Here is a 25,280-nt window from a genome sequence, read left to right on the forward strand (position 1 = left end):
ATGACCATGGACAGCTATGACTACATCATCACGGGCGCGGGCTCGGCCGGCTGCGTGCTGGCCAACCGGCTGAGCGCCGACCCCTCGGTGCGCGTGCTGCTGCTGGAGGCCGGGGGCTGGGACTCGCATCTTCTGTACCACTGGCCTGCGGGCTTTGCGCGCATGACCCGGGGCCGGGGCTCCTGGGGATGGCAGACCGTGCCGCAGCGGCATCTGAACCAGCGCGTGCTGCGCTACACGCAGGCCAAGGTCATCGGTGGCGGCTCGACCATCAACGCCCAGCTGTACACGCGCGGCGTGCCGGCAGACTATGACGACTGGGAGCGCCTGGGCGGCGCCACGGGCTGGTCCTGGCGCGACGTGCTGCCGTACTTCAAGCGGTCGGAGAACAACCAGCGCTTTGCCAACGAGTACCACGGCTACGGCGGCCCGCTGGGCGTGTCCTGCCCCGTCAGCCCGCTGCCCATCTGCGAGGCCTTCTTCCAGGCCGGCCAGGAAATGGGCATGCCCTTCAACCCCGACTTCAACGGCGCCGCGCAGCAGGGCCTGGGCTACTACCAGCTCACGCAGTGGAATGCGCGCCGTGCGTCGGCCGCCACGGGCTTCATCGATCCGGTGCGCATGCGCCGCCCAAATCTGACCATCCAGCTGCAGACCCAGGCGCTGCGCGTGCTGGTGCAGGGCAGGCGCGCGGTTGGCGTGGAGGCGGTCTCGGGCACCAGCCGCACGCCTTTCAGCGTGCACGCCAGCCGCGAAGTCATCGTCTGCTCGGGCGCCATAGGCTCGCCCAGGCTGCTGATGCACTCCGGCATAGGCCCTGCCGACCATCTGCGCAGCGTGGGGCTGGCGCCTGTGCATGACCTCCCTGGTGTCGGCTCCAACCTGCAGGACCACCTGGACCTGTTCGTGATCGCCGAATGCACGGGCGACCACACCTACGACAAATACCAGCGCCCCTGGCACGCGGCCTGGGCGGGCCTGCAGTACCTGCTGCTCAAGAAAGGGCCGGCCGCCTCCAGCCTCTTCGAGACCGGGGGCTTCTGGTATGCAGACCCCGATGCGCTCGCGCGCTCGCCCGACATCCAGTTCCATCTGGGGCTGGGCTCGGGCATAGAAGCCGGAATGACCGGGCTGGAGAACGCGGGCGTGACGCTGAACACGGCCTACCTGCGCCCCCGCTCGCGTGGCACGGTCCGGCTCGCGGATGCAGACCCGGCGTCGGCGCCCTTGATCGATCCCAACTACTGGGCCGATCCGCATGACCGGGCCATGTCCATCAAGGGCCTGCGCCTTGCGCGCAAGCTGCTGTGCCAGCCAGCGCTGCGGCGCTACGTGCACGGCGAGGTATTGCCGGGCGGACATCGGGACAGCGATGCCGAACTGTCTGACTACGCCTGCGCCCATGCCAAGACCGACCACCATCCCGTGGGCACCTGCCGCATGGGCCCCGAGCACGACCCGGACAGCGTGGTGACGCCGCAACTGCAGCTCATCGGCATGGAGGGGCTGCGCGTGGCCGATGCGTCCGTGATGCCCTTCATCCCCTCGTGCAACACCAACGCTCCCACCATCATGGTGGCCGAGAAGGCTGCCGACCACATCCTCGGCCGACGGGCTTGAGGCAGGAGACCCCCATGCAGATCCTCCTTCCCCGAAGCGACGGCCGTCTCGTGCCACTGGCCATGAAGGCCAGTCCCATCGCTCCCGCGGGCCCGGCCCCTGCCTTCAACCGCAGCGTCTACGCAGCGGCCCATGTGGTGATCGACCCGTTGGCCGCCACGCATCCCTGGGATAGCCCGCCTGCCATCGATTGGGAGGCGACGCTGGCCTTCCGCGAGCATCTGTACCGCCTGGGCTTCAAGGTCGCCGAAGCCATGGACACGGCCCAGCGCGGCATGGGCCTGGACTGGCCATCGGCACGCGAACTCATCCAGCGCAGCGCGCGCCATGCGCGGGCAGTGGGCGGCCAGCTGGCCTGCGGCGCGGGCACTGACCAGCTGGCGGCGCAACCCGGGGTCACGCTGGCACAGGTCGAGGGGGCCTACCGCGAGCAGATGGATGTGGTGCAGGCCGAAGGCTGCCCCGTGGTCCTCATGGCCAGCCGCGCCCTGGTCCAGGCCGCGCGCGGCCCGCAGGACTATCTGCAACTCTATGACCGGCTGCTGGACGCTGCCGACCAGCCCGTGGTGCTGCACTGGCTGGGCGAGATGTTCGACCCTGCGCTGCGCGGCTACTGGGGCAGTACGGACCTGGCGCAGGCCCTTGATACCGTCGCCGCGCTGATCGCAGCGAAGGCGCCCAAGGTCGAAGGCATCAAGGTATCGCTGCTCGATGCGCAATGGGAGAGGGCGCTGCGCCGCAGGCTGCCTGCGGGCGTGAAGATGTACACGGGTGACGATTTCCACTACGCCGAACTCATGGCCGGCGATGGGACGGCAGCCGGTGAGGGCGGCCACTCCCACGGCCTGCTGGGCATCTTCGACCCCATCGCCCCGGTGGCGGCCGTGGCGCTGGCCGAACTGGCCCGGGGCCGCAGCGGACGCTTCCGGGAACTGCTGGATCCCACGGTGGCGCTGTCGCGCGAGATTTTTTGCGCGCCCACGCGGCACTACAAGGCAGGCATCGTGTTCCTGGCCTGGCTCAATGGCCACCAGAAGCACTTCTCCATGGCCGGCGCAATGCAGTCTGCACGCGGGGCCGTGCACTTTGCCAAGGTGTTCGAGCTGGCCGATGCCTGCGGTGCGCTGGCCGACCCGGAGCGGGCCAGCGCGCGCATGAAAAGCTATCTGTCGGTGGCCTGTGGCGTCGAGGCTTGAAGCAGGATTGCCCGGATCTTGCCTCGTCTTCCCCAGGCCGGCAGCTCACACCGCACTCACTCCACGCTCACACCAGGCTCACACCACGCTCAGGGATTCATCGCATCCTGGCTGCAGCATCGGCTGCAGCCCGAGCATCAGATCAAGGTTCTGCACCGCCGCGCCGGCGGCGCCCTTGCCCAGGTTGTCGAACACGGCGGTCAGCAGCACCTGCTGCTCCTGCGGCTGTCCGAACACCGCCAGCCGCATCCGGTTGCTGCCATTGAGCGCGCGCGGATCGAGCCGCTGCGCATCGGCGTCCGCCACCAGGGGTTGCAGCTCGATGCACGGCTGGTCCTGGTACCGCGCCTGCAGCGCAGCGTGCAGGCTGCGGGCAGTCACGCCAGCGGGAAGCAGCCGCAGATGCAGGGCGATGGTCAGCACGATGCCTTGCCGGTAGTGGCCATAGGCCGGCACGAACACCGGCGCATGGGCCAGGCCGGCATGCTGCTGTATCTCGGGCACGTGCTTGTGGTGCAGCCCCAGGCCATAGACCTGCAGGGGCACGGCAGTGGCGGCGGCAGCGCCCTCATGGTCCAGCAGCCCTGCGCGGCCCCGTCCCGAATAGCCCGATACCGCGTGAATGGCCAGCGGGTAGTCGGGGGGCAGCAGGCCCGCGTCGATCAAGGGCCTGAGCAGTGCCAGAGCACCTGTCGGATAGCAGCCGGGATTGCTGACGCGCCGGGCATGGGCGATGCGTTCAGCCTGGCCTGCCTCCAGTTCCGGCAGGCCATAGACCCAGCCCGGCGCGGTGCGATGCGCAGAACTCGCATCGATCACGCGCACGCCGGGCCGGCGCACCAGCGCCACGGCCTCGCGCGCAGCCTCGTCCGGCAGGCACAGCAAGGCGATGTCGCAGTCGTTGAGCGCCTCGGCGCGGTGCGCCGTGCTTTTGCGCTGGTCGGCCGGCAGCTGCAGCAGGCGCAGGTCGGTCCGATCCGCCAGCCATTCGCGCACCTGCAGGCCGGTGGTGCCCTGGTCGCCATCGATGAAAACAAGAGAGGTCATGGGTTGCTCCGATTGGGTGTGGAGCGCATGGTGCAGCGCCTGCCGCATGCAGGCCAGTTGAATCTGACAAACTACGGATTCATGATTCCTGAATTGCTGGCAACCTGGGACACCGCACCATGCGCGAAATCAATCTGGACCGTCTGCGCACCCTGCTGACGGTGGCCGACCTGGGCTCATTCGCCGCCGCCGCCAAGGTGCTGCACCTGGCGCCGCCCACGGTGACGCTGCATGTGGCGCAGCTCGAAGAACGTCTGGGAACTCGTCTATTGCACCGCGCACCGGCCGGCGTCACCGCCACATCGGCCGGCAGCCTGCTGATAGACAAGGCGCGCCAGCTCCTGGCCGAGGCCGACGATCTCCTGCAGACCGTGCAGCGCCAGATCGCCACGCGCGGGGGCCGCGTGCGCCTGGGCGCCTCCACCGGCGCACTCGCGCACCTCTTGCCCCAGGCACTGGAAACCCTGGCCGCCCGGCATCCCGAGATCGACGTGCAAGTGGCGGTGATGACCAGCGAGGAAGCCCTGGCGCGCCTGGCTGCCGGCAGCCTGGACATCGGCATCGTTGCCTTGCCGCAGCCCGTGCTGCGCGGGCTGCAGGTGCAGGCCTGGCGCCAGGACCCCGTGCTGGCCTTCATCCCGGCCGCCTGGAAGCCTCCGCGGCACATCACGCCCGCCTGGCTTGCAGCCCGTCCGCTGATCGCCAACGACCGTGGCACCCGGCTGTCGCGCCAGACTGCCGAATGGTTTGCCGCAGGCGGCGCCCGGCCGCAGGCACGCATCGAGCTGAACTACAACGACGCAATGAAGAGCCTGGTGGCGGCGGGCTACGGCGCCGCGCTGCTGCCCCATGAGGCCGGCGCACCGCAGCCTGACCCCCGCATCACCACGCGGCCCCTGCGGCCGGCACTGTCAAGGGCGTTGGGCATCGCGCATCGCAAAAGGCCGGATGACGACGCGACGACGGTGACGATTGAGGTTTTGATGGGGATGCGGGGGCGTTGACTTTGCTGATTGATGCCTGATTGACAGCAGGAATCCATAGAGCCGATGAGCGGACTGGAATAAACCTCGGCTTCATCCCAGTCCGTTTCGGTGCCTTGTTGATGCGATGGCACCATCACCGGCTTGACACTACGCTGGAATGAAAACGCCTATCGCGTCAACATTTGTGCCGGAACGACCAAAGAATCCACCCGCTGCTTCAGCAGGAATGGGGCCGAAGGGTTTCCCTCCGTCGCCTCCGTAGGGGCCGTAGGACTTCTTGTTGGTGGTAATGGTCAGGGAATCAATTCGACTTCCGCTTCGCCCTTGTATCGTAACGATGTGCTCGTTGCTGCCAAACTCGATCACAGTTTCTTCGCCGCCCCCGCCACCATGGCGTGCACCAGTGAGTTGTGTTCCGTCTGTCAGAAGCCATGTGGTTTGGATGGCATCGACTCTGGCTCCATGCCTGATCGAAATCCTCACAATTCGAACCACTTGGGTCAGATCATCGGAAAATTCGTCTCCACCCTGACCGCCGACTTGTTGACTTTTCTTGTAAGGCATATAAATCTCCGTTGTCAATCGCCCTTGGTTTTTTGGCTTCTACGGGGCGATGTTCATAGAAGCGTAAGGCTCGAAAGCCAGAAGCTGGATTCAATGATTGGCCGAATGGCGACAATGGCCGTAGTGCGCTTCCAGTGCAGATGAGGTGCGGTTGAAAAGAGTACGCTCTGACGTTCATTGACCAAACGATCCCTCCGAAATGCGCGAAGTCAACACGATTTGATTTCTGGATCTCAATAGCGGTACATCCAGTTTTTCGTCCTGTCATTGCGATCGCCATGGCAATATTTGCCACTGCCATCATCAGAGGTCTTCAGGCCATTCATTGCTGGCGTTTCATTCTGTCACATTGAATAAGCGGCGTCCATCGGAAGTTGTCAATTCAATCATTGGATTGAGAATGGCTTCTTCTTTTCAATGGTGGTGGTGCATTCTGATCGCATCAAATAGCTGCTGTACACACATTGCTGCCATTGCTCTCATTGCTCTCATTGCACCCATTGCAGCAATTGATGGCGGTGTGCGGTGGCAGTCTTGATAAAGCCGACAAGTTCGGACCACAGATGAGCAACCGCAAAGAGGCAAGTCCGCCATCGCGGCTCATGCACAGGCGCTGCCGACCCGAACCGGGCCTTCACCAGGTGCACCAAAGCAGGCCGCAGTGTCCAGGCTCCAGGCTCCCCGACATGATGGAAGTGCCGGGTTTCTTCAGACAGCCAGCGAGTCGGCAGGGGGCTTCGACCTGATATCAGGGACCTGCAGTTTTGCCACTTGACCTTCAACTCAACTTGAAGCTTAAGCTCCTTATCCTCTCATCACACAACATGCTGCAAGGATCGATATGCAAACCATTTTGGGCGCCAATGGCCAGATCGCTGTGGAGCTGGCGCGCGAGCTCCACCGCAACTACACCCAGAACCTGCGCCTGGTCAGCCGCAAGCCGCGCAAGGTGAACGATACGGACGAGCTGGTGTCCGCCGACCTGATGAATTCCGCGCAAACCCTGGAGGCCGTGCGTGGCAGCGAGGTCGTGTACTTCACCGCTGGCCTGCCACCAGACACCGAGTTATGGGAGGGGCAATTTCCTGCCATGCTGCGCAACGCGCTCGATGCCACGCGGGCAGCGGGGGCCAAGTTTGTCTACTTCGACAACACCTACATGTACCCGCAAACCGCGCAGCGGCAGACCGAGGAAACCGCCTTTGCCCCGGTGGGCCGCAAGGGGCGCGTGCGCGCCTTGATGGCCGAGATGGTGCTGGCCGAGATGCAGCGCGGCGATATCCCCGTCGCCATTGCCCGCGCGCCAGAGTTCTACGGCCCCGGCAAAACCCAAAGCATCACCAACACCCTGGTGATCGGCCCGCTCAAGGCGGGCCAGAAGGCCAAAGTGCCGGTGCGTGACGACAAGCTGCGCACCCTGATCTGGACGCCCGATGCAAGCCGCGCCATGGCAGCCATTGGCAATGCGCAAGATGCGTATGGCCAGACCTGGCATCTGCCTTGCTGGGACGAGCGGCTGACCTATCAGGCCTTTGTGAACCTGGCGGCTGCAACCTTTGAGGTTGAGCCGCGCTACAAGGTACTGAGCCACCTGGCCATGGTGGTTGCTGGCTGGGTCTCCAAGCCCGTGCGCGAACTGCGTGAACTGCTGCCACGCTACGCGCACGACAATGTGTTTGATTCGTCCAAGTTCAAGCGCCGCTTTCCCGACTTTGCTGTCACCAGCTACGCACAGGGCCTCAAGCACATCGCGCAGGAGTCATCATGAGCACGCCACGTATCTTGCATGTCGTCACCAATGTCGCTCATTACGACGACCCTGCGCACGCCACAGGGCTGTGGCTGTCGGAGCTGACCCATGCCTGGGATGTGTTTGCTGCGCAAGGGTATCTGCAGCAACTGGTGAGCCCGCTGGGTGGCGCCGTACCGCTGGAGCCGCGCGCACTCCAATGGCCGCACTTCGATGCTTCGGCCAAAGCCTGGCTCGATGATCCCGCGCGCATGGCCCTGCTGGCGAACACTGCGGCACCTGCCGATATCGATGCGAACGATTTCGATGCCATCTACTTCACCGGAGGGCATGCGGTGATGTGGGATTTTCCCGATAGTGCGGGGCTGCAGCGCATCACACGCAGCATCTGGGAGCGAAGTGGCATCGTTGCATCGGTTTGCCACGGCTACTGCGGCCTGCTCAATACGCAGCTCAGCGACGGCTCTTTGCTGGTCGCGGGCAAACAGGTCACGGGTTTTTCATGGACGGAAGAAATCCTGGCCGGAGTGGCCCGGTCCATGCCCTACAACGCCGAGCAGGAGATGAAGATGCGCGGTGCGCGCTATCAGAAAGCCTTGCTGCCTTTTATGTCGTATGTGGTGGCCGATGGCCGCCTCATCACCGGGCAAAACCCGGGGTCGGCCAAAGCGACTGCAAAGCAGGTGGTGCAGGCTTTGGCAACGCGCTAGGGCCGCGCTCCAAACTGGTGCAGGCCTATGCCGCGCTTGCCCGCTTCTTGTGTCCGGTGCGCATGAGCTTGCCCATTTTTTCTTCGGCCGCTGCTTCAGAGGCCAAGGATTCGGATTGCTGGGCCAGTACATGGGAGAGCACACGGCGTGCGTTGTCATGGCAATCCATGTTGTCTGGCCGCGCTTCAATATCGGACAACAAAGCCTGCAACTGCTTTTTGCTGGTCTGCAGCTTTTTCTCCATGGCCTTGATATCGGCAATTTTTTGGCGCAGCGCGCCTACGACGGCCTCATGGTCCCAGCCTTGCAGGCCGGGCGGCAAGAGTGCACGAATTTCATCCAGGCTGAAGCCCACCCCTTGCGCAATCGCAATCAGCTCCAGCATCTGCACCATCTCAGGCGGATAGCTGCGGTAGCCATTCAAGCCACGCTCAGCCGCTTGCAGCAGGCCGCTTTGCTCATAAAAACGAATGCGTGATGTGGACAGGCCTGTGCGTTTGCTCAGTTCGCCAATGTTCATACGTGACCTCGGCAGGGATGCCTTGACCTTCAATAAGACTTGAAGCTTATCGTACTCGCAAGCCCTTCGCTCCAGCGGCAATTTGCGGCGAGCGCAACGTGCAAGCGAGGCAACCTGACGCAGCTCGGTCAGCCGCTGACCAGCCTGCACGCCTGCTTTGACTGCCGTGGCTACCGTATCTGCCGGGTGTCATGGCCCCGTGGAAGCCGCCGCTTGCGCAATAGACCCCTGCGCGCGAACTGTATGGATGGACAGTAGAATTTCGGGCTCGATAGTTTCCACAAGGGAAGGGTCTGGACATGTCCGCAGAACTCGAACAAGAAGTCGTCTCAATCTTCGAAGACCGCCTTTGGCATCACAACGGCTGGGAGGCCCGCGTCATCAAGAATGAAGACGACGATGGCTGGGCCGTTGCCATGACCCAGGACGGCCAGGCGGAGCCAAGCCTGGTCGGCCCGTGGACCATGGGCCGCGACAAGAAAAATCCCAAGCCGCTGGACGTTTCCGCTTTCAACACACTGGTGAAGACGGCGCACGAGGTGATGCGCCGGCATGAGCAGCATCTGGCAGCGCAGTTGCACAAGGATGTGCAGATCATGGTGGGCGGGTTACGCGTGACCGTCTCTCTGGATATCGAGCCCGATGAGGACAATCCCAGCGCCACGCTCACCGCCACTGCCGCCGACGGCAGCGAGCTGGCCAAGGTGGGAGTCAGGCCAGACCATCAGCTCACCCGGACGTCTGCGCAAGCGTGGGCAGAGGCAGGCTACCCCCGTCCCAGCGAGGACTGAGCCGCAGGCAAGGCCTGGGAATCAGGGGGCGGTTTCACAGCTGCCTTCCAAGGCGGATATGCGGCTTTGCGGCTTTGCCACACGCTCTAGATGTGCAGCATGGCCAGCCCGCCCACGCCAAGGCCCAGCGCTGCCACGCCGAGCATGGCGTATTCCAGCCATTTCTTCTTGGTCAGCAGCGCGATGGCTGCAAGGGCAATGGCGACCTGCAGCGCGGTGGTGGCCTGCGCCCAGCGGTGATGCAGGTGCATCTGCATCTCGGATTTCTCGTCCCATTGCCGGGCCTCGGCTTCCAGGCGGTCGGCATCGCGCTTGATGTCGTCCTTTTCCTTTTCGTAGCGCTCCACCTTGGCCTGGTAGGCCGCCCGCCTGTCCTCCGTGGTCGCCAGATCACGCGCGAACTCGGACAGCGATTGCTTGGTGCTCTTGGCCTGGAAGAAGGCCCACTGGTTGGCCGCTTCGGTCTTCTTGATGGCTGCGTCGTTCTTGTACAGCCCGGCATTGGCCTGGGTGGCGCCGCCCATGTACGCGAAGATGGCGCCCACCGTGGCGATGACTGCCGTGCACATGGCGATCTGGTTGGTCAGGCTGCCGCCGCCGATGCCGTGATGGGCGGTGTGGCCATGCTCGCCCTGGGCAGCATGTTCGAGTTCGTGATCGTGTGGGCCGTGGACGTGAAAGCCGCCGGAAGACATAGGTGCCAATTCCTTGATGCAATGGGGTGGCGCATTATGGGGCCGGCCTGGCGGCAATCCAGGGCTCCAGAATGTGCGGGGCGCATGGCCCGCTTGGAGGTCAGCGCCTTGGCTGACGGCCTGCAGATGAGGGAGTGGGATCAGGCGGAAGTCGCGCGGTGCGGCAGCGCTGCGAGCAGTATTTGACCTCGTCCCAATCACGTGCCCATTTTTTGCGCCATGTGAACGCAAGACCGCAGCACGCACACAGCTTGGAGGGAAGGTGGGGCTTCTTGTGCATGGCGCGGGCGTTCCTGTGGTTCAGCGCGTCAGCGTGGCCAGGGCGCGCCGGGCCAGCGCCCGTCCGCTGAGCCAGGCGCCTTCGACGCCTGCGCCGCACATCCAGTCGCCGCACAGGCCCAGGCCCGCAGGCGCATCCCACCAGCAGCGGTTGACCAGGTGCGGCGCCGGCAGCGCATAGCGCCAGCGGTGGGCAGTGACGCGCAGGCCGCCTGGCAGAGAGTCGGACAGAGAGCCGGCCAGGGCCTCGAATGCCTGCAGCAGTTGCCGGGCCACGGATTCAGCGTCCGATTCGATGTGATCCTGGCTCCACCGTGCACTGGCATGCAGTACCCAGGTCTGCTGCCCTTGTTGCCCTTGCCGCCCTGGCTTGGCGCTGTCGCGTGCCACCCAGCACAGCGGGCCATCCGTGATTTCTGCCGCATCCCAGTCCAGCGGCAGGGGGGCGTCGGTGCGCAGCATGGCCACCCAGCAAGGCTGCATGCGTGCGCTGGCGGCCAGTGCCGCAGCATAGGGCGAGACCGGCTCCAGCAAGGCTGCCGCCTGCGGTGCAGGCACTGCCAGCACCAGGGCGCAGTATTCCGGCCCCATCTGCCCTTGTTCGGCACAGTGCACTGTCCAGCGGGCAGGCCCGTGCTGCAAATGCTGCACCGTGGCCTGCAGGTGCAGCCGTACGCCATGCCCCTGCTGTCCAAGCCGCTGGACAAGAAACGCTGCGGGAGAGGTCATGCGCGGCACGCCCACCCAGCGGTCGGGGCCTGCCTCTGCGGGCACCGCGTCTGTGCCCTGCAGGCGCACTGCGCGCGGACGCCAGGCGGCGACAACGCCGTGCTGCTCCCACTGGCGCACCTCCTGCACAAACTCCGGGTCCTGGGCTGCAAACGATGGGGCGCCGTGATCGCACTGCCACGCACCCTGCGGATCCTGCGCGCGCCGTGTGCTCATGCGCCCGGATGGGCCTCGGCTTTTCTCGAAGATATCCACGCGGCAGCCAGCCTCGGCCAGCAACTGTGCGCAGGCCAAACCCGCCATTCCTGCGCCGATCACCGCGACGGGGGGCAGGCTGTTCACAAGGCCTCCTGGCTGCGCGCTTCCTGGTGCCGATCATGGCTGACCCAGATCAGCGCGCTGGTATCGACGCCCAGTTCCCCGGCCTTGGCGACGATGGATTGCAGCGTCTGCGGGGGCAGTTTCGGCTCCCTGGCCAGTATCCAGCAGTACTGCGTGTCCGGCCCGAGGACCAGCGCCCAGCGGTAGTCAGGGTCCAGGGCGGCCACATGGTAGCCGCCGTAGAACGGGCCGAAGAAGGAGACCTTGAGCGAAGCCGTGTCCGGCTTGCCCGTGAACAGGGCCTTGCCGACGGCGCGCTGCCACTGGCCCCGGGGCACGGAAAACCCCCGGTTCACCACCTTCACGCTGCCGTCTGCCTGCGGCGTGTACTCGGCGGTCACATCGGTCATGCCCCGCTCGAAACCATGGTCCAGCCGTGCCAGTTCGTACCACAGGCCCTGGTAGCGCTGCAGGTCGAACGGTGAGACGGGCGTGACCGAGCCTGGCGGGCGCATGCTGGCGCAACCGCTGGCCAGCAGGCCGGCGCCAAGGGCCGCTGCCAGCAGGGTGCGCCGCCTGGCGGTGAAGACAGGGCGGGGGGCGGGAAAGTTCATGCGTATGTCCTTGGTGTTCTTGTCGTCTGCCGCCATCGGGCGACCAGCGGTTGCAGATCCGTGAGATGGCGCACCGGCGTGATGCCCGCGACCGGGCTGGAATAAAGCGCCGGGCATGCTCCACCGGCCCACAACTCGATGGCCGGCGGCAGGTGGCTGCGCAGCTCGCCCAGGCAAGCCTGCGCCATCGCTCCGTTGTGCGCGCTGCTGAAGCTCAGCCCCACGATGTCGGCGCGATGCGCCCGCGCGGCCTGTGCCACGTCGCCGATGGGCGTCTGGGTGCCCAGCGATACGCAGTTGCAGCCTTCCAGGGTCAGCAGGGCTTCGACCATGAGCAGCCCAAGTCCATGCATCTCCTGCGGCAGCGTGGTCAGCAACACCTTGGGCGCGGGCGGCGGGGAAGGCGGGACGAGCGAGGCGATCGCCTGCCTCAAGACGCCGGTGAGCACCTCGGTGTACAGGTGCTCTTCGAACACTTCAAAACGCCCCTGTGCCCAGAATTCGCCGACCGCCGTGGTCAGCGGGGCCACGAGCGTGGTCACGAAACCGGCCAGGCCCATGCGCGACTGGGCCAGGCTCAGGCAATGCCTGAGCTGGGCGGGATCATGTGCGGCAATGGCGTTGAGCATGGGTGCGAAGCGGTCAGAGTCTGCTGCATTCTCTGAATTTGTCCTGGACAAATTCATGGCTGGCGAGGTGTCGGCGCGGGCCAGCAGCGCCTGCAGGCCGTCCAGATCCACGCCCATCAGCTTGCTGGGGCGCAGCCCCGTATCCATGAGCCGCCGGATCAGGGTCAGTTGTCGAACCTGGTCTGCCGGGTAGCGGCGATCGCCTGCCGAATCCCGTTCAGGCCTTGGAAAGCCGTAGCGTCTTTCCCAGACACGCAGGGTGTCCTTGGCAAGTCCGGTCTCGCGTTCGACGGCCGAGATGGGCAGCCCGGGGCCAGGCGCCAAAGGCAGGGGGTCAGAAAGTGGCGTCATTGATCTGAAGGGAACAAAACGTCCGGCCATGGCCGGAATGTTTTGAGGGATTTTGCGAATTGTCTAGGACAAAAATATGTTTTGTCCAATATATTACATAGAGAAACAAAGCACAGGCCCGCTGGCCGCCACCCGGCAGCCGCTGGCGCGAGTGCTCTGTAGATCCCGGCCAGGAGATGACTGCCCCAGGCGCAGGCGAGGCTTGACATCGTGATCGCCGCGCCCGTGTGCAGTCTTTCCGGCTACGCAGTCCGTACCGATGATCATCATGAATTTGTCCAACTGGCCACTGGCCCGCCGTCTCGCAGCTGCCTTCGCATGCGTCATCGCCATTTTTCTTCTTGTCATCGCGCTGGCCGTGAGCAGCCAGGCCCGGCTCAAGGAGGCCCAGCAATGGAACGAGCACACCTTCAAGGTGATGTCCCAGGGACAGCGCATGCTCACGGGCATGGTCAACATGGAGACGGCCTCGCGGGGCTATCTCCTGTCGGGCGACTCCCGTTTTCTGGCCCCCTGGGACGAAGGGCTCAAGGAGTTCGAGGCCTCCTGGCAGGAGGCCGTACGCCTGACCGAGGACAACCCCGCCCAGCAGCGCCGGCTCGACGGAATCCGGCTGCGCCACCGTGAATTCGTGCAGGCGGTGCAGCCGCTGCAGGCGCTGCGGCGGCAAGTCCAGGACGGCACGGCGACGGTCGAGGATCTGGTTCGCGAGTTCTCCCTGGGGCGCGAGAAGGCGGCCATGGATGGGCTGCGCGCACTGCAGGCGGACCTGGTGCGGGAGGAGGAGCAGCTCATGGCCGAGCGCCTGACGCGCACCGAGTCGCTGGCGGCAATGACGCTGGCGTTCGAGCTGGGGGGCGCGCTGGTGGCCGTCGTGCTGGCCGCCTTGCTGGGCACCTGGGTCACGCGCTCCATCACCGGCCCCATCGGCCGGGCCATCCAGGTGGCACGTGCGGTGGCATGCGGGGATCTGACGCAGCGGGTGGAGGCCACCACCCACGATGAAGTGGGGACCCTGCTGCGCAGCCTCGGCGAGATGAGTGATGCGCTATCGCAGGTCGTAGCCGTCGTGCGCAGCGGCAGCGAATCCGTGGCGAGTGCAAGCACCCAGATTGCCCAGGGCAACACCGACCTGTCCTCGCGAACCGAGAGCCAGGCCAGCGCGCTTGAGCAGACGGCGGCCTCGATGGAGCAGCTCGGAGCGACCGTGACCCAGAACGCAGAGGGAGCGGGCAAGGCCAACGCGCTCGCGCAGCAGGCCAGCGGCGTGGCCGGGCAGGCGGGCGAGGTGGTCACCCAGGTCGTGGACACGATGAAGGGCATCAGTGAAAGTTCGCGCCGCATCGCCGACATCATCAACGTCATTGACGGCATCGCGTTCCAGACCAACATCCTGGCGCTGAACGCTGCGGTGGAGGCTGCACGTGCCGGTGAACAGGGCCGCGGCTTCGCTGTAGTGGCCTCCGAGGTCCGCAGCCTGGCCGGCCGCAGCGCGGCGGCGGCCAAGGAGATCAAGGCCCTGATCTCCGACAGCGTCGAGCGGGTCGAGCAGGGCTCTGTGCTGGCCGACCGCGCGGGGGGCACCATGGCTGAAGTGGTGATGAGCATACGCAGCGTCACCGACCTCATGGGCGAGATCAGCGCGGCTTCTGCCGAACAACGCAGCGGCGTGGCACAAGTGGGTGAGGCGGTCACGCAGATGGACCAGGCGACACAGCAAAACGCGGCCCTGGTGGAGGAAATGGCGGCGGCAGCCACGAGCCTGCGCCAGCAGGCGCATGACCTTGTGCAGTCCGTGAGCGTTTTTCGCCTGGGGCCTCAGGCGCAGGGTTGAGGCAGGGTTGGCGCAGGGGTGAGGCAGGGTTGATGCACCGGGTGAAGACACGGTGCGGGACCCTGGGAGAGCGGGCCCCTCTACAGGAGCCGGAGCATCAGCCGCTGCTGCCGTCCTGCCCGGGGCACCGGCCGGCGTTCAAACAGTTGCGCCATGGCCCGGGAGGGCCGGAGCCCGCAGGTCGCGCCATCCGGTTTTCCGAACGGCGCCTGCATTTCATTGTTCGGATTTCCGTTCCACCTTATGCATAAAAGTAAGGTCGATATAGGCGAATCAAGCAGTTAGCGCGCGGCGCAGGTGCCGGATGCGGCTGGCACGGTCTGTGCACTGTCAGGCGCAGGCCACGTGCGTCGTGGTTGTGTGTGCAGGGAGACAAGCCCGTCTTCGCAATGGCATCCGGCAGAGGCCCGGGGGCTGCGGCGGACCGGGCTCGCTTGCAAGACCGAAATACGTCCAACGAAAAAATCCGCATGAAATTCAATCGCTTGACCACCATGGTGCTCGTGGCCATGGTCCTCGGCGTGCTGGTGGGCTATGCCTGCAACAGCTACGCGCCCACGCCCGAGGCCGCCAAGGAAATCGCCAGCTACTTCGGCATCCTCACCGATGTCTTCCTGCGCATGATCAAGATGATCATCGCGCCCCTGGTGTTCGCCACCCTGGTGTCGGGCCTGGCCAACATGGGCGACGCCAAGGCCGTGGGCCGCATCGGCGGCCGCGCGCTGGGCTGGTTCATCGTGGCCTCGTTCTGCTCGCTGGCCATCGGCCTGATCTATGCGAACGTGCTGCAGCCCGGCCATGGCCTGAGCGTGGCCCTGCCGTCGTCGGCCGAAGGGCTGAACCTCAAGACCTCGGCGCTGAACCTCAAGGACTTCATCGCCCACGTGTTCCCCAAGAACATCTTCGAGGCCATGGCGACCAACGAGGTGCTGCAGATCCTGGTGTTCGCGCTGTTCTTCGGCATTGCGCTGGGCAACCTGCACAACCAGGCCGCGCGTTCCATGGTGGGCCTGATGGACGAAGTGGTCCACATCATGCTCAAGGTCACCGACTACGTGATGCGCTTCGCCCCCGTGGGCGTGTTCGGCGCCGTGGCCGGCACCATCACCATCCATGGCCTGGGCATGCTGTCGGTGTTCGGCAAGTTCATGCTGTGCTTCTACCTGGCCCTGGCCACGCTGTGGGTGCTGCTGATCGTGGCCGGCTACGTCGTGCTGGGCCGTGACATCTTCCGCCTGCTGAACCTGATCCGCGGCCCGCTGCTGGTGGGCTTTTCCACGGCCAGCAGCGAATCGACCTATCCCAAGCTGATGGAGCAGCTGGAGAAGTTCGGCATCAAGCCGCGCATCATCGGCTTCGTGCTGCCGCTGGGCTACTCGTTCAATCTCGATGGCTCCATGGTCTACACCACCTTCCTGGCCATCTTCATCGCCCAGGCCTACGGCATCGACATGACACTGACGGCCCAGATCACCATGCTGCTGGTGCTGATGGTCTCCAGCAAGGGCATTGCCGGCGTGCCGCGCGCCTCGCTGGTGGTGGTGGCCGCCGTGCTGCCCATGTTCGGCCTGCCCGAGGCCGGCATCCTGCTGATCCTGGGCATCGACCATTTCCTGGACATGGGCCGCACGCTGACCAATGTGCTGGGCAATGCCATTGCCACGGCCGTGGTGGCCAAGTGGGAAGGCGCGGTCGATCCGAATGCCACCACGGACGACGACGAGTCGCTGCTGCCCATGGAGCACTCCCAGGAAGGGCGGCCCGCTGTCTCGGCCTGAGGCCCAGGCGGCGCTGGGGGGCACTGATAACATTGGTGCCTTCACCATGCCCGCCCGCCGCCCCCTGCGCCAGCTCATCCTGCTTTTGCTGTGGCTTGCCCTGAGCGGGCTGAGCGGCTGGGGTGCGTACCTGATGGCGCAGCGGCTGGGCATCGCCGATCTGCGTGCCACGGGCATGCACCGGCTGGAGCTGTACGGCGCCAGCCTGCAGCGCGAGATCGGCAAATACGCCTTCCTGCCCGACGTGCTGGCACTGGAAGGCAATGTGCAAAGGCTGCTGGCCGAGCCCGGCGACGAGCAGCTCACCAACCGCGTCAACGCCTACCTGGAGCAGCTCAACGACCGCGCGGGCACGCTGACCGCCTACCTGGTCGATGCGCGCGGCCATGTCGTGGCCTCCAGCAACTGGCGGCGCTCCGACAGCTACCTGGGCGAGGACCTGAGCTTTCGCCCCTACTACCGCACGGCCATGGCCACGGGCAGCGCGCGCTTCTTCGGCATAGGCACCACGCGCGGCGAACCCGGCTACTACCTGGCCTCCACCCTGGGCGACGACACCCACACGCTGGGCGTGGCCGTGGTCAAGGTCAGCCTGGACCAGCTGGAGCAATCGTGGTCCACGGTGGAGGCGCCCGTGCTGGTGGGCGACGAGAACGGCGTCGTCATCCTGGGCACGGTCTCCGACTGGAAATTCACCACCTTGCGCACGCTGGACGAGGGCACGCGCGCCGCCTTCGACCACACGCGCCAGTACAACCGCCGCGCGCTGGAGCCGCTGGGCCTGCAGGTGCTGCGCGACCTGGGCCAGGGCGCGCGCCTGGTGCGCATTGCCCGCCATGGCGAGGAATCGCCGGGCTCGGTCTACCCGGTCAGCGGCCGCTTCCTGGCCCAGTCGCGCCAGCTGCCGGGCACGCCCTGGACGATCACCGTGCTCTCGCACCTGGAGCAGGTCGACCAGCTGGCCCAGAGCCGCGCGCTGGCCGCAGCCGTGGGCGCGGCCTTTGTGCTGCTGCTGGCCATGATGGTCAACGAGCGCCGCCGCCACCTGCGCGACCGGCTGGCCGCGCGCGAGGCGCTGCAGGCCGCGCACGACGAGCTCGAGCGCAAGGTGGAGCAGCGCACGGCCGACCTGTCGGCCGCCAACGAGGCGCTGCAGGCCGAGGTGGCCGAGCGCACCCACGCCGAGGCCACGCTGCGCGCCGCCCAGGACGAACTGGTGCAGGCCGGCAAGCTGGCCGTGATAGGCCAGCTGTCCACGGGCGTGGCCCATGAACTCAACCAGCCGCTGACGGCGCTGCGCACCCTGGCCGGCAACAGCCAACGCTTTCTGGAGCGCGGCGATACCGAAACCACGCGCGTGAACCTGGAGCGCATGGCGCAGCTGGCCGACCGCATGGGCCGCATCACGGGCCAGCTGCGCAACTTTGCGCGCAAGTCCAGCGGTGCCAGCCAGGCCGTGCCGCTGGCGCGTGCCCTGGACAATGCGCTGGCCGTGCTGGAGTCGCGCGTGGCCGAGACCGGCGCCCGCATCCTGAGCGATGACGGCGTGCCCGAGGCCGTGGCCTGGTGCGACCGCAACCGCATCGAGCAGGTGCTGATCAACCTGATCAACAATTCCCTGGACGCCATGCGCGGCCAGCCCGCGCCCTGCCTGGAGCTGGCCTGCGCCGTGGCCGATGGCCGCGCCCAGGTCACCGTGCGCGACCACGGGCCGGGCCTGAGCGAAGCGGCGCAGGCCCATCTGTTCCAGCCGTTTTTCACCACCAAGGAAGAGGGCGTGGGCCTGGGCCTGGGGCTGGCGCTGTCGGCCGGCATCGTGCGTGAATGCGGCGGCACGCTGACGGGCAGCAACCATCCGGGCGGCGGCGCCGTCTTCACGCTGAGCCTGGCCCTGGCTCCCTCCACACCCTCTGCCGACACACCATGACCGACGCCCTCAAAGTCCTGATCATCGAGGATGACCCCGACATCGTGCTCGGCTGCGAGCAGGCGCTGCAGCTCGAAGGCATCGCCTGCGAAAGCGTGGGCAGCGCCGAGCAGGCGCGCCGGCGCCTGTCGCGCGACTTCGCGGGCATCGTGGTCAGCGACATCCGCCTGCCGCGCATGGACGGCATGGCCTTTCTGCGCGAACTGGTGGCCATGGACCCGGAACTGCCCGTGGTGCTGATCACCGGCCACGGCGACATCTCCATGGCCGTGCAGGCCATGAAGGACGGCGCCCAGGACTTCATCCAGAAACCCTTCGCCCCCGAAACCCTGGTCGGCGCCGTGCGCCGCGCCCTGGAGCGCCGCCGCCTGGTGCTGGAGGTGCGCGCGCTGCGCCAGCAACTGCAGCAGCGCGACAGCCTGGAGCACCGGCTGATAGGGCGCGCGCCCAACATGCGCCAGCTGCGCCAGATGCTCACGGGCCTGGCGCAAAGCGCGGCCGATGTGCTGATCCAGGGCGAGACCGGCACGGGCAAGGAACTGGTGGCACGCTGCCTGCACGAAGCCAGCGCGCGGCGCGATGGCAACTTCGTGGCCGTCAACTGCGGCGGCCTGCCCGACACGCTGTTCGACAGCGAAATGTTCGGCAGCGAGGCCGGCGCCTATACCGGCGCGGGCAAGAAGCGCATCGGCAAGCTGGAGCACGCCAGCGGCGGCACGCTGTTCCTGGACGAGATCGAGAGCATGCCCGTGCCCATGCAGATCAAGCTGCTGCGCGTGCTGCAGGAACGCGTGCTGGAGCGCCTGGGCTCCAACACCCTGATCCCCATCGACTGCCGCGTGATCGCGGCTACCAAGGTGGATCTGCTGGAATTGAGCCGACAAGGCCTGTTCCGCGCCGACCTCTACTACCGCCTGAACGTGGCCACCGTCTCGCTGCCGCCGCTGCGCGAGCGGCGCGAGGACGTGCCGCTGCTGTTCGAGCATTTCGCGCTGCAGGGCGCGGCGCGCCACCAGCGGCCCGTGCCCGAGCTGACCACCGCGCGCGTGCAGCAGTTGCTGGGCTATGACTGGCCCGGCAACGTGCGCGAGCTGCGCAACGTGGCCGAGCGCACGGTGCTGGGCATCGAGACCGGCTCGCCCCCCTTCGGCCAGCCGGCCGGCACCACCGCGCAGGACACCGCGCCCCGGCCGCTGTCCGCCACCGTCGAGGCCTTCGAGCGCGCCCTCATCGCCGACGCCCTGCGCCGCCACGGCGGCAGCCTGGCGCGCACGGCCGAAGCCCTGGGCAGCCCCAAGACCACGCTGCACGACAAGATCCGCAAGTACGGGCTGGATGGGTAGGGGCTGGTTGCCCGCCTCCAACCCGGATTTTCGGGAAACGGCTTGGCCTACCTGGATTCGTAGGACGGGCGCAGTGCCGCAATCGCCTTTTGAATCGCAGCGCGCACGGCGGGCCGGTCGATCACCTCGCCACAGTGCAGCACGGGCAATGGCTTGCCCTGCCTGGGACGGGTTTCGTCGCGCATGACGGCCATATCGCCGTTGGCGCCCTTGGTGCTCTCCCTCTGCACCTGTTCGGCAATGCCCGCCAGCACTTCGATATCCCCGTGCATGCGCTGCACGACAACGGATGCCCAGGCATCTCCTTGGTCCTTGAGATAGGGCTCAGTCTGTTGGGTCAGGCAGCTTGCGATGGCATAGCTTTCAACGTCGCGCTGCACTTGCGTGCGAGCGCCACCTGCGGGATTCGTGTCTGGGGTGCATCCGGCGATGACCAGACCACATGCCAGCAAAGCCATGCGCATCAAGTGAGCTCCCAAAATTCACCAAGTGAAGTTTTGATGGATGGGTTGTCCGGATTTGTGTAAGTGGAGTAGTTGTCATAGCCCGGTTCACGATAATGGACTCCATTCCATAAGGCGATATGACCTGTGGCGCCACTCCAGTTCACGCTGAAGGCAATGATGCCTTTCAGGCCGCGAAATTTGTCATCATATGGGCTGACGGCATCAGTGGATGGTTTGCCAAGTGATTTCAAAAGATAGGATCGAAAATCTGCTACGCCATAAATGATGCGAGAACCGTCTTTTGTTCCCAATGTCCGTGCACCAGCCGTACCCGCCAAGGCTGCGTTGATCGGCGCACCGGCCTTGTTGAAGGCAACGCTCAACCGGCTGGCACATGTGTTTCCATTGGGACCGAAGCCTGGTAAGTAGATATTTTTCTCGGCAGCACCACCCAGTTCTGTGTATAGATCTTTCATGGTCTTGAATCTGACGTGGTCAGGAAACTCCTGCCATAGCCGATGAAAATTTGGTTTGATCAAAATTAGCCTTTCGTTGCTATACGCCAATCTTCATGTCGATCCCGCAAAGTGATGGAGAGTGTCCGGGCTGGCTGCAATCGGGACGGGGGCTTACCACTCGCATTTTTCCCTTGATCGGCAGGCTGGCGTGCAGGTTTGCAATCCCCAATGGGGCGGATCGTTGTCTGGCGGCAAGCATCGTAACAATCTTCTGTCCGACCTTTTCTTTTTTGTTTCAGGTAATTACATCTATCTCGAATGGCCGCTGGAATGAAAGTAGGTCCCATTGAGTCTGGGCCTACTCCAGTGACTGATGGCGCGATTTCTCTGCAGTACGGGGCGTAAGCCTTTGAGGCCTGACGCCCCCAATTCCCTCAACCCCGCTCCCCGAACTCCACGCTTTTGCGCGTCCAGCGCCGCGCCTGCTCGCTCAGGCTCAGCCCCAGGCCAGGGCGCGTGGGCACGAGCATGCGGCCATTGGCGATTTCCAGGCGTTCGTTGAACAGCGGCTCCAGCCAGTCGAAGTGTTCCACCCAGGGCTCGTTGGCGCAGGTGGCGGCCAGGTGCACGTGCAGTTCCATGGCGAAGTGGGGCGCCAGGCTCAGGTGGGCCAGTTCGGCCTGGGCGGCGATTTGCAGGAAGGGCGTGATGCCGCCCACGCGCGGCGCGTCGGGCATGAGGAAGTCGGCGCTGCGGTGGCGTATGAGATCGCCGTGCTCGGCGGCGCTGGTCAGCATCTCGCCGGTGGCAATCGGCGTGTCGAAACGCGCGGCCAGCGCGGCATGGCCTTCGTGGTCGTAGGCGTCCAGCGGCTCCTCGATCCAGACCAGGTTGAACTCCTCGAAGACACGGCACATGCGCTGGGCCGTGGGGCGGTCCCATTGCTGGTTGGCGTCGACCATGATGGGCGCGGCATCGCCCAGGTGGGTGCGCATGGCCTCCACACGCCGTATGTCCATCGCGCAGTCGGGCTGGCCCACCTTGAGCTTGATGCCGCCAATGCCGCGCTCCAGCGAGGCGCTGGCGTTGCGCTTGAGCTCATCGAGCGGCGTGTGCAGAAAGCCGCCCGAGGTGTTGTAGCAGCGCACGGACTCGCGCTGCGAGCCCAGCAGCTTGGACAGCGACAGGCCCGCGCGGCGCGCCTTGATGTCGTACAGCGCCACGTCGAAGGCCGCGATGGCCTGCACGGCCAGCCCGCTGCGGCCCACGGAGGCGCCGGCCCAGCACATTCGCGTCCACAGCCGTGCGATGTCGTTGGGGTCCTCGCCCAGCAGGGTGGGCGCGATTTCGCTGGCATGCGCGAACTGGCCGGGGCCGCCTGCGCGCTTGGCGTAGCTCAGGCCCAGACCCCGGTGGCCGTCGCGGGTCTGGATCTCGGCGAACAGCATGGCGACCTCGGTCATGGGCTTTTGGCGGCCCGTGAGCACCTTGGCATCGCTGATGGGCCGGGCCAGGGGGAGGTAGCAGGACGACAGGCGTATCCACTGGATGCGGTCCTGGCTGGTGGTTTCGGAGAGCGCGGAAGAAGTCATGGCTGCGGGAGTGCGGTGGTTGGGAAAAGGACAGGGGCAGGCATCAGTCGATGCTGATCTTTCCGGCCTCGATGACCGTCTTCCAGCGCGCGTATTCCTGGCGCTGGAATTCGGCGAACTGTTGGGGCGTGCCGGCCACCATCTCGTAGCCGATGGAGACGAACTGCTCGCGCACCCGGGGATCGTTGAGCGCCTCGACAAAGGCCGCATGGGCCTTGTCGCGCAGCGCAGGCGGCAGGCCCTTGGGCGCGACGATGGCCTGCCAGGAGGCGACCTCCACGTTCTTCACCCCGGCCTCGGCCAGCGTGGGCAGGTCCGGCAGCACGGGCGAGCGGCGCGGGCTGGTCACGGCCAGGGCGCGCATCTTGCCGGCCCGGATGTGCTGGATCACGGCATTGATGTTCTGGAACGAGGCATCGACCTGGCCGCCGATCAGGTCGGCATGGGCGGGCGCGCCGCCCTTGTAGGGGATATGCACGCCCTGGGTGCCCGTTTGCTGCCAGAACAGTTCGGCCGTCAGGTGGTCGCTGGAGCCGTGGCCGGCCGAGGCAAAGCTCATCTTGCCCGGATGGGCCTTGAGGTGGGTGACCACGTCGGCCACGCTGTTGTGCGGCGAGCTTGCAGGCACGACCAGCACGTTGGGCGACTGCACGGCCACGGTGATCAGGTCGAAGTCCTTGAGCGCGTCGTAGGGCAGGTTCTTGATCAGGTGGGGCACGATGACCAGCGGGCCCAGCGAGGTGACGAGAAAGGTCTGCCCGTCCGCCGCCGCGCGCTGCACGACGGCCGCGCCGATGGTGCCCGTGGCGCCGGCCTTGTTCTCCACCACGAAGGACTGCCTGAGCTTTTCGCCCAGCCTGGGCGCCACGGCGCGCGCGACCTGGTCGGTGGAGCCGCCGGCGGGGAAGGGCACGACCAGGGTGACGGGCCTGTCTGGCCAGGCCTGGGCCGACGCAGAAAAAGCAGCGAGTGCGGCCAGGGCCAGCGCCATGGCACGAAGAATGTGATTCATCTTGTCTCCTGATTTGTGAATGACATCGTTGTCATTTCCGGGGAAATGAAAAAGCGCCGATGCCGTTTTGTAGATGCAAGGATTTGCGCTTTCAGCAAAATGATATCGTTGTCATTTTGGCTGTCAATCACGATTTCTGCGATGCAGGGCAGGCCTGGCGCCCGTGCGTGGAGGGCGGTCTGCTATCTTCAGGCCCGTCCCCGATACCCGCCCGCGATCGCGCTTGCCCATGAACACACCCACACCCCCCAGGCCTGCCACGCTGCACGACGTGGCCGAGGCGGCCGGCGTCTCGCTGATCACGGCCTCGCGCGCCCTGGGCAATCCTTCCATCGTTTCGGAGAAGACGCGCGAGCGCGTGCGCCAGGCCGTGGAGGCCACGGGCTATATCCCCAACCTGCTGGCGGGGGGGCTCAAGTCCAAGCGCAGCCGCATGGTGGCCGGCGTGGTGCCTGCGCTGTCGGTGTCGCAGTTCCTGCCCACGGTGCAGTCATTGACGGCCACGCTGGCGCAGGAGGGCTATCAGCTGCTGCTGGGCCAGACCTTCTACGACGAGCAGCGCGAGGAAGAGGTGCTCAACGCCATGATCGGGCGCCAGCCCGACGGCATTGTGATGATGGGCCTGGTGCAGTCCGACAAGGCGCGCGAGCGGCTGCGCAGGACCGGCATTCCCGTGGTGGAAACCTGGGACTTCAGCGACCGGCCGCTGGACATGGTGGTGGGCTTTTCCCACCTCAAGGTGGGTAGCGCGCTGGCCGGCTATTTCCTCTCGCACGGCCTGCAGCGCGTGGGCATGGCCACGGGCAGCGACCACCGGGCCCAGCAGCGGCGCGAGGGCTTTCTTGCAGCCTGGGGCCGCGAGGTGCCCACGGTCACCGTGTCCGCGCCCGGCAGCCTGGAGCTGGGCCGGCAGGCGCTGGGCCAGTTGCTGGCGCAGCAGCCTGATCTGCAGGCCGTGGTCTGCAGCTCGGACATGCTGGCCCACGGCATTTTGGTGGAAGCCCAGGCGCGCGGCCTGCGCGTGCCCGTGGACCTGGCCGTCTCGGGCTTCGGCAATGCCGATTTCGCGGCCCATCTGCTGCCGTCGCTGACCACCGTGCATGTGGACGGGCCGGGCATAGGCCGCCTGGCCGCCGAACTCGTGCTGGCCCGCTGCCAGGGCCGCAGTGCCGGGCGCTCGGCGTTCGACCTGGGGTTCGAGCTGATCGAGCGGGATTCGACCCGCCTGGCTTAGAGGCTCAGCACAGGGCAGCCGCCTGGCGCTCGGTCGCCAGCCCGAACAGGCTGCCCAGCACGTGCTGGATTTCATCAGGCGCCAGCTGCCTGGTCTCGGTGCCGCTGGCCGTGATGGTCTTGAGCGCGTCGCCCACCAGGATCATGCGGCCGGCCGGCTGGTGCAGCACCACCACCCGCTTTTGCACGAAGATGGCATCCGGGTGCGTGGAGTTCAGGTAGTTGGCGGGGGCGAAATCCACCCATTCCTGGGGCGACAGGTTGAAGGCGTACTGGTTGGCCCATTCACCGTCCACGCGGGCCTGCAGCAGGTATTCGCCCTGGTCGTCCAGGCTCAGGCGGAAGGTGTCGCCGTCCTGGCGGACCTCGGTGTCCAGCTCGTCCAGGGCCATGGGGGCGCGTATGCCGTAGCTGCCAAAGCCCAGGTCGCACAGCCAGCGCCGTCCCTGGACCTCGGCCACCAGGGCCATGTGGGTGCGGGGCCGGCGTGCCGGATAGAACATGGGCCGCGCCGCCACAAAGCGGTAGGCAATGCCCAGGGCCTGCAGCGCCATGGCGAACAGGCCGTTCACCTCGTAGCAGTAGCCGCCCCGGGCGCCGCCGAGGATCTTGCCCGCAATGTCTTCGGGCACCAGAGAGACGATCTTGCCGGCCTGCACGTCGAGGTTCTCGAAAGGCACCGCGAACAACTGGTGGCGCATCAGCGCATGCAAGGTGGCGGTATCGGCCTTGGCGGAGTCACCGGCACTGAAGCCGATGCGGCGGAAATAGGCCTGGAGATCGAAATTGCTGGCTTGCATGGGTTTCCTCGGGTTGCTTGATGGCTGCAACGATAAATCCGGGCAGCCAATGCCT

Annotated in this window: 25 protein-coding genes; 12 read left to right on the top strand and 13 right to left on the bottom strand. The window is 65.9% G+C overall.

Features of this window, described 5'->3' with window-relative positions; all coding sequences use genetic code 11:
• The first annotated feature begins 6 nt into the window (after positions 1-6).
• Entirely contained in the window at positions 7-1,620 is a 1,614-nt protein-coding gene (locus ACRSCF_RS12060) for a GMC family oxidoreductase (RefSeq protein WP_244388082.1), read from the top strand.
• A gap of 14 nt (positions 1,621-1,634) precedes the next feature.
• Complete coding sequence (locus tag ACRSCF_RS12065; protein WP_034366708.1) at positions 1,635-2,816, top strand: dihydrodipicolinate synthase family protein; 1,182 nt, start codon at positions 1,635-1,637, stop codon at positions 2,814-2,816.
• 78 nt (positions 2,817-2,894) lie between these two features.
• Here ACRSCF_RS12065 and argC read toward each other — a convergent pair whose 3' ends face one another.
• Complete coding sequence (argC, locus tag ACRSCF_RS12070; protein WP_244388083.1) at positions 2,895-3,863, bottom strand: N-acetyl-gamma-glutamyl-phosphate reductase; 969 nt, start codon at positions 3,861-3,863, stop codon at positions 2,895-2,897.
• Positions 3,864-3,982: 119 nt separating this feature from the next.
• Here argC and ACRSCF_RS12075 point away from each other — a divergent pair, with 119 nt between their 5' ends.
• The gene (locus ACRSCF_RS12075) at positions 3,983-4,867 is read left to right on the top strand and encodes a LysR family transcriptional regulator (RefSeq protein WP_017407463.1); all 885 of its coding nucleotides are present in this window, start codon (positions 3,983-3,985) and stop codon (positions 4,865-4,867) included.
• A gap of 129 nt (positions 4,868-4,996) precedes the next feature.
• Here the strand turns inward: ACRSCF_RS12075 and ACRSCF_RS12080 are convergent, their stop codons facing one another.
• On the bottom strand, positions 4,997-5,413 hold the full coding sequence (locus ACRSCF_RS12080) for a jacalin-like lectin (RefSeq protein ID WP_074922946.1): 417 nt from the start codon (positions 5,411-5,413) through the stop codon (positions 4,997-4,999).
• Between the two features lie 841 nt (positions 5,414-6,254).
• Here ACRSCF_RS12080 and ACRSCF_RS12085 point away from each other — a divergent pair.
• Together ACRSCF_RS12085 and ACRSCF_RS12090 are read left to right on the top strand one after the other, a co-directional pair.
• Positions 6,255-7,181: an NAD-dependent epimerase/dehydratase family protein gene (locus tag ACRSCF_RS12085; RefSeq protein WP_034366705.1), complete on the top strand. Its 927-nt coding sequence runs from the start codon at positions 6,255-6,257 to the stop codon at positions 7,179-7,181.
• A complete protein-coding gene (locus tag ACRSCF_RS12090; RefSeq protein ID WP_034366702.1) occupies positions 7,178-7,873 on the top strand; it encodes a type 1 glutamine amidotransferase domain-containing protein in 696 nt (231 codons plus the stop codon). The genes ACRSCF_RS12085 and ACRSCF_RS12090 overlap by 4 nt, the downstream gene beginning before the upstream one ends.
• A gap of 25 nt (positions 7,874-7,898) precedes the next feature.
• On the opposite strand, the gene ACRSCF_RS12095 is transcribed toward ACRSCF_RS12090, so the two are convergent.
• The gene (locus ACRSCF_RS12095; RefSeq protein ID WP_244388084.1) at positions 7,899-8,393 is read right to left on the bottom strand and encodes a MerR family transcriptional regulator; all 495 of its coding nucleotides are present in this window, start codon (positions 8,391-8,393) and stop codon (positions 7,899-7,901) included.
• 299 nt (positions 8,394-8,692) lie between these two features.
• On the opposite strand from ACRSCF_RS12095, the gene ACRSCF_RS12100 reads away from it, so the two are divergent.
• Positions 8,693-9,184, top strand: coding sequence for a hypothetical protein (locus ACRSCF_RS12100; RefSeq protein WP_244388085.1), 492 nt, complete (start codon positions 8,693-8,695; stop codon positions 9,182-9,184).
• Between the two features lie 86 nt (positions 9,185-9,270).
• Here the strand turns inward: ACRSCF_RS12100 and ACRSCF_RS12105 are convergent, their stop codons facing one another.
• The 5 genes from ACRSCF_RS12105 to ACRSCF_RS12125 all read right to left on the bottom strand — a co-directional run bounded on the left by ACRSCF_RS12105 (position 9,271) and on the right by ACRSCF_RS12125 (position 12,802).
• Positions 9,271-9,879 carry a DUF4337 domain-containing protein gene (locus ACRSCF_RS12105; RefSeq protein WP_034366698.1) on the bottom strand — a complete coding sequence of 203 codons (609 nt, stop codon included), beginning with the start codon at positions 9,877-9,879 and terminating at the stop codon, positions 9,271-9,273.
• A 100-nt stretch (positions 9,880-9,979) separates the two neighbouring features.
• On the bottom strand, positions 9,980-10,159 hold the full coding sequence (locus ACRSCF_RS12110) for a DUF2256 domain-containing protein (RefSeq protein WP_074931907.1): 180 nt from the start codon (positions 10,157-10,159) through the stop codon (positions 9,980-9,982).
• Positions 10,160-10,179: 20 nt separating this feature from the next.
• Positions 10,180-11,229 (bottom strand): NAD(P)/FAD-dependent oxidoreductase, encoded by a 1,050-nt coding sequence (locus ACRSCF_RS12115; protein WP_244388086.1) that lies wholly within the window; start codon positions 11,227-11,229, stop codon positions 10,180-10,182.
• Positions 11,226-11,858 (bottom strand): lipocalin family protein, encoded by a 633-nt coding sequence (locus ACRSCF_RS12120; protein WP_034366695.1) that lies wholly within the window; start codon positions 11,856-11,858, stop codon positions 11,226-11,228. The genes ACRSCF_RS12115 and ACRSCF_RS12120 overlap by 4 nt, the downstream gene beginning before the upstream one ends.
• Positions 11,819-12,802 carry a MerR family transcriptional regulator gene (locus tag ACRSCF_RS12125; protein ID WP_034366692.1) on the bottom strand — a complete coding sequence of 328 codons (984 nt, stop codon included), beginning with the start codon at positions 12,800-12,802 and terminating at the stop codon, positions 11,819-11,821. Before ACRSCF_RS12125 ends, ACRSCF_RS12120 begins: the two co-directional genes overlap by 40 nt.
• A gap of 259 nt (positions 12,803-13,061) precedes the next feature.
• On the opposite strand from ACRSCF_RS12125, the gene ACRSCF_RS12130 reads away from it, so the two are divergent.
• The 4 genes from ACRSCF_RS12130 (at position 13,062) to ACRSCF_RS12145 (ending at position 19,684) form a co-directional block, all read left to right on the top strand.
• On the top strand, positions 13,062-14,636 hold the full coding sequence (locus ACRSCF_RS12130) for a methyl-accepting chemotaxis protein (protein ID WP_034366688.1): 1,575 nt from the start codon (positions 13,062-13,064) through the stop codon (positions 14,634-14,636).
• A 470-nt stretch (positions 14,637-15,106) separates the two neighbouring features.
• Entirely contained in the window at positions 15,107-16,414 is a 1,308-nt protein-coding gene (locus tag ACRSCF_RS12135) for a dicarboxylate/amino acid:cation symporter (RefSeq protein WP_016446285.1), read from the top strand.
• A 46-nt stretch (positions 16,415-16,460) separates the two neighbouring features.
• Positions 16,461-18,341 carry a sensor histidine kinase gene (locus tag ACRSCF_RS12140; RefSeq protein WP_244388087.1) on the top strand — a complete coding sequence of 627 codons (1,881 nt, stop codon included), beginning with the start codon at positions 16,461-16,463 and terminating at the stop codon, positions 18,339-18,341.
• Complete coding sequence (locus ACRSCF_RS12145; protein ID WP_034366685.1) at positions 18,338-19,684, top strand: sigma-54-dependent transcriptional regulator; 1,347 nt, start codon at positions 18,338-18,340, stop codon at positions 19,682-19,684. Before ACRSCF_RS12140 ends, ACRSCF_RS12145 begins: the two co-directional genes overlap by 4 nt.
• 47 nt (positions 19,685-19,731) lie before the next feature.
• On the opposite strand, the gene ACRSCF_RS12150 is transcribed toward ACRSCF_RS12145, so the two are convergent.
• Positions 19,732-20,148 carry a hypothetical protein gene (locus ACRSCF_RS12150; protein ID WP_034366682.1) on the bottom strand — a complete coding sequence of 139 codons (417 nt, stop codon included), beginning with the start codon at positions 20,146-20,148 and terminating at the stop codon, positions 19,732-19,734.
• Positions 20,148-20,606, bottom strand: coding sequence for a T6SS effector amidase Tae4 family protein (locus tag ACRSCF_RS12155; protein WP_080518216.1), 459 nt, complete (start codon positions 20,604-20,606; stop codon positions 20,148-20,150). The genes ACRSCF_RS12150 and ACRSCF_RS12155 overlap by 1 nt, the downstream gene beginning before the upstream one ends.
• A 121-nt stretch (positions 20,607-20,727) precedes the next feature.
• Here ACRSCF_RS12155 and ACRSCF_RS12160 point away from each other — a divergent pair, with 121 nt between their 5' ends.
• The gene (locus ACRSCF_RS12160; protein ID WP_128422688.1) at positions 20,728-20,922 is read left to right on the top strand and encodes a hypothetical protein; all 195 of its coding nucleotides are present in this window, start codon (positions 20,728-20,730) and stop codon (positions 20,920-20,922) included.
• Positions 20,923-21,022: 100 nt separating this feature from the next.
• Here ACRSCF_RS12160 and ACRSCF_RS12165 read toward each other — a convergent pair whose 3' ends face one another.
• Both ACRSCF_RS12165 and ACRSCF_RS12170 read right to left on the bottom strand, forming a co-directional pair.
• Complete coding sequence (locus tag ACRSCF_RS12165; RefSeq protein WP_034366680.1) at positions 21,023-22,180, bottom strand: L-talarate/galactarate dehydratase; 1,158 nt, start codon at positions 22,178-22,180, stop codon at positions 21,023-21,025.
• A gap of 43 nt (positions 22,181-22,223) precedes the next feature.
• A complete protein-coding gene (locus ACRSCF_RS12170) occupies positions 22,224-23,192 on the bottom strand; it encodes a Bug family tripartite tricarboxylate transporter substrate binding protein (protein WP_244388088.1) in 969 nt (322 codons plus the stop codon).
• Between the two features lie 229 nt (positions 23,193-23,421).
• Here ACRSCF_RS12170 and ACRSCF_RS12175 point away from each other — a divergent pair, with 229 nt between their 5' ends.
• Positions 23,422-24,426 (top strand): LacI family DNA-binding transcriptional regulator, encoded by a 1,005-nt coding sequence (locus ACRSCF_RS12175; RefSeq protein ID WP_244388089.1) that lies wholly within the window; start codon positions 23,422-23,424, stop codon positions 24,424-24,426.
• Between the two features lie 4 nt (positions 24,427-24,430).
• Here the strand turns inward: ACRSCF_RS12175 and ACRSCF_RS12180 are convergent, their stop codons facing one another.
• Positions 24,431-25,225: an arylamine N-acetyltransferase family protein gene (locus ACRSCF_RS12180; RefSeq protein WP_034366677.1), complete on the bottom strand. Its 795-nt coding sequence runs from the start codon at positions 25,223-25,225 to the stop codon at positions 24,431-24,433.
• Positions 25,226-25,280: the final 55 nt, after the last annotated feature.

The sequence above is a fragment of the Delftia sp. 11MD genome, assembly GCF_050907895.1.
GTDB lineage: Bacteria > Pseudomonadota > Gammaproteobacteria > Burkholderiales > Burkholderiaceae_C > Comamonas > Comamonas tsuruhatensis.

What these genes read in the sequence shown, in the direction of transcription:
- ACRSCF_RS12060 (WP_244388082.1), top strand. Translation starts at nt 7, where the DNA reads ATGGACAGCTATGACTACATCATCACGGGCGCGGGCTCGGCCGGCTGC.
- ACRSCF_RS12065 (WP_034366708.1), top strand. Translation starts at nt 1,635, where the DNA reads ATGCAGATCCTCCTTCCCCGAAGCGACGGCCGTCTCGTGCCACTGGCC.
- argC (WP_244388083.1), bottom strand. Translation starts at nt 3,863, where the DNA reads ATGACCTCTCTTGTTTTCATCGATGGCGACCAGGGCACCACCGGCCTG.
- ACRSCF_RS12075 (WP_017407463.1), top strand. Translation starts at nt 3,983, where the DNA reads ATGCGCGAAATCAATCTGGACCGTCTGCGCACCCTGCTGACGGTGGCC.
- ACRSCF_RS12080 (WP_074922946.1), bottom strand. Translation starts at nt 5,413, where the DNA reads ATGCCTTACAAGAAAAGTCAACAAGTCGGCGGTCAGGGTGGAGACGAA.
- ACRSCF_RS12085 (WP_034366705.1), top strand. Translation starts at nt 6,255, where the DNA reads ATGCAAACCATTTTGGGCGCCAATGGCCAGATCGCTGTGGAGCTGGCG.
- ACRSCF_RS12090 (WP_034366702.1), top strand. Translation starts at nt 7,178, where the DNA reads ATGAGCACGCCACGTATCTTGCATGTCGTCACCAATGTCGCTCATTAC.
- ACRSCF_RS12095 (WP_244388084.1), bottom strand. Translation starts at nt 8,393, where the DNA reads ATGAACATTGGCGAACTGAGCAAACGCACAGGCCTGTCCACATCACGC.
- ACRSCF_RS12100 (WP_244388085.1), top strand. Translation starts at nt 8,693, where the DNA reads ATGTCCGCAGAACTCGAACAAGAAGTCGTCTCAATCTTCGAAGACCGC.
- ACRSCF_RS12105 (WP_034366698.1), bottom strand. Translation starts at nt 9,879, where the DNA reads ATGTCTTCCGGCGGCTTTCACGTCCACGGCCCACACGATCACGAACTC.
- ACRSCF_RS12110 (WP_074931907.1), bottom strand. Translation starts at nt 10,159, where the DNA reads ATGCACAAGAAGCCCCACCTTCCCTCCAAGCTGTGTGCGTGCTGCGGT.
- ACRSCF_RS12120 (WP_034366695.1), bottom strand. Translation starts at nt 11,858, where the DNA reads ATGGCGGCAGACGACAAGAACACCAAGGACATACGCATGAACTTTCCC.
- ACRSCF_RS12125 (WP_034366692.1), bottom strand. Translation starts at nt 12,802, where the DNA reads ATGACGCCACTTTCTGACCCCCTGCCTTTGGCGCCTGGCCCCGGGCTG.
- ACRSCF_RS12130 (WP_034366688.1), top strand. Translation starts at nt 13,062, where the DNA reads ATGATCATCATGAATTTGTCCAACTGGCCACTGGCCCGCCGTCTCGCA.
- ACRSCF_RS12135 (WP_016446285.1), top strand. Translation starts at nt 15,107, where the DNA reads ATGAAATTCAATCGCTTGACCACCATGGTGCTCGTGGCCATGGTCCTC.
- ACRSCF_RS12140 (WP_244388087.1), top strand. Translation starts at nt 16,461, where the DNA reads ATGCCCGCCCGCCGCCCCCTGCGCCAGCTCATCCTGCTTTTGCTGTGG.
- ACRSCF_RS12145 (WP_034366685.1), top strand. Translation starts at nt 18,338, where the DNA reads ATGACCGACGCCCTCAAAGTCCTGATCATCGAGGATGACCCCGACATC.
- ACRSCF_RS12150 (WP_034366682.1), bottom strand. Translation starts at nt 20,148, where the DNA reads ATGCGCATGGCTTTGCTGGCATGTGGTCTGGTCATCGCCGGATGCACC.
- ACRSCF_RS12155 (WP_080518216.1), bottom strand. Translation starts at nt 20,606, where the DNA reads ATGAAAGATCTATACACAGAACTGGGTGGTGCTGCCGAGAAAAATATC.
- ACRSCF_RS12165 (WP_034366680.1), bottom strand. Translation starts at nt 22,180, where the DNA reads ATGACTTCTTCCGCGCTCTCCGAAACCACCAGCCAGGACCGCATCCAG.
- ACRSCF_RS12170 (WP_244388088.1), bottom strand. Translation starts at nt 23,192, where the DNA reads ATGAATCACATTCTTCGTGCCATGGCGCTGGCCCTGGCCGCACTCGCT.
- ACRSCF_RS12175 (WP_244388089.1), top strand. Translation starts at nt 23,422, where the DNA reads ATGAACACACCCACACCCCCCAGGCCTGCCACGCTGCACGACGTGGCC.
- ACRSCF_RS12180 (WP_034366677.1), bottom strand. Translation starts at nt 25,225, where the DNA reads ATGCAAGCCAGCAATTTCGATCTCCAGGCCTATTTCCGCCGCATCGGC.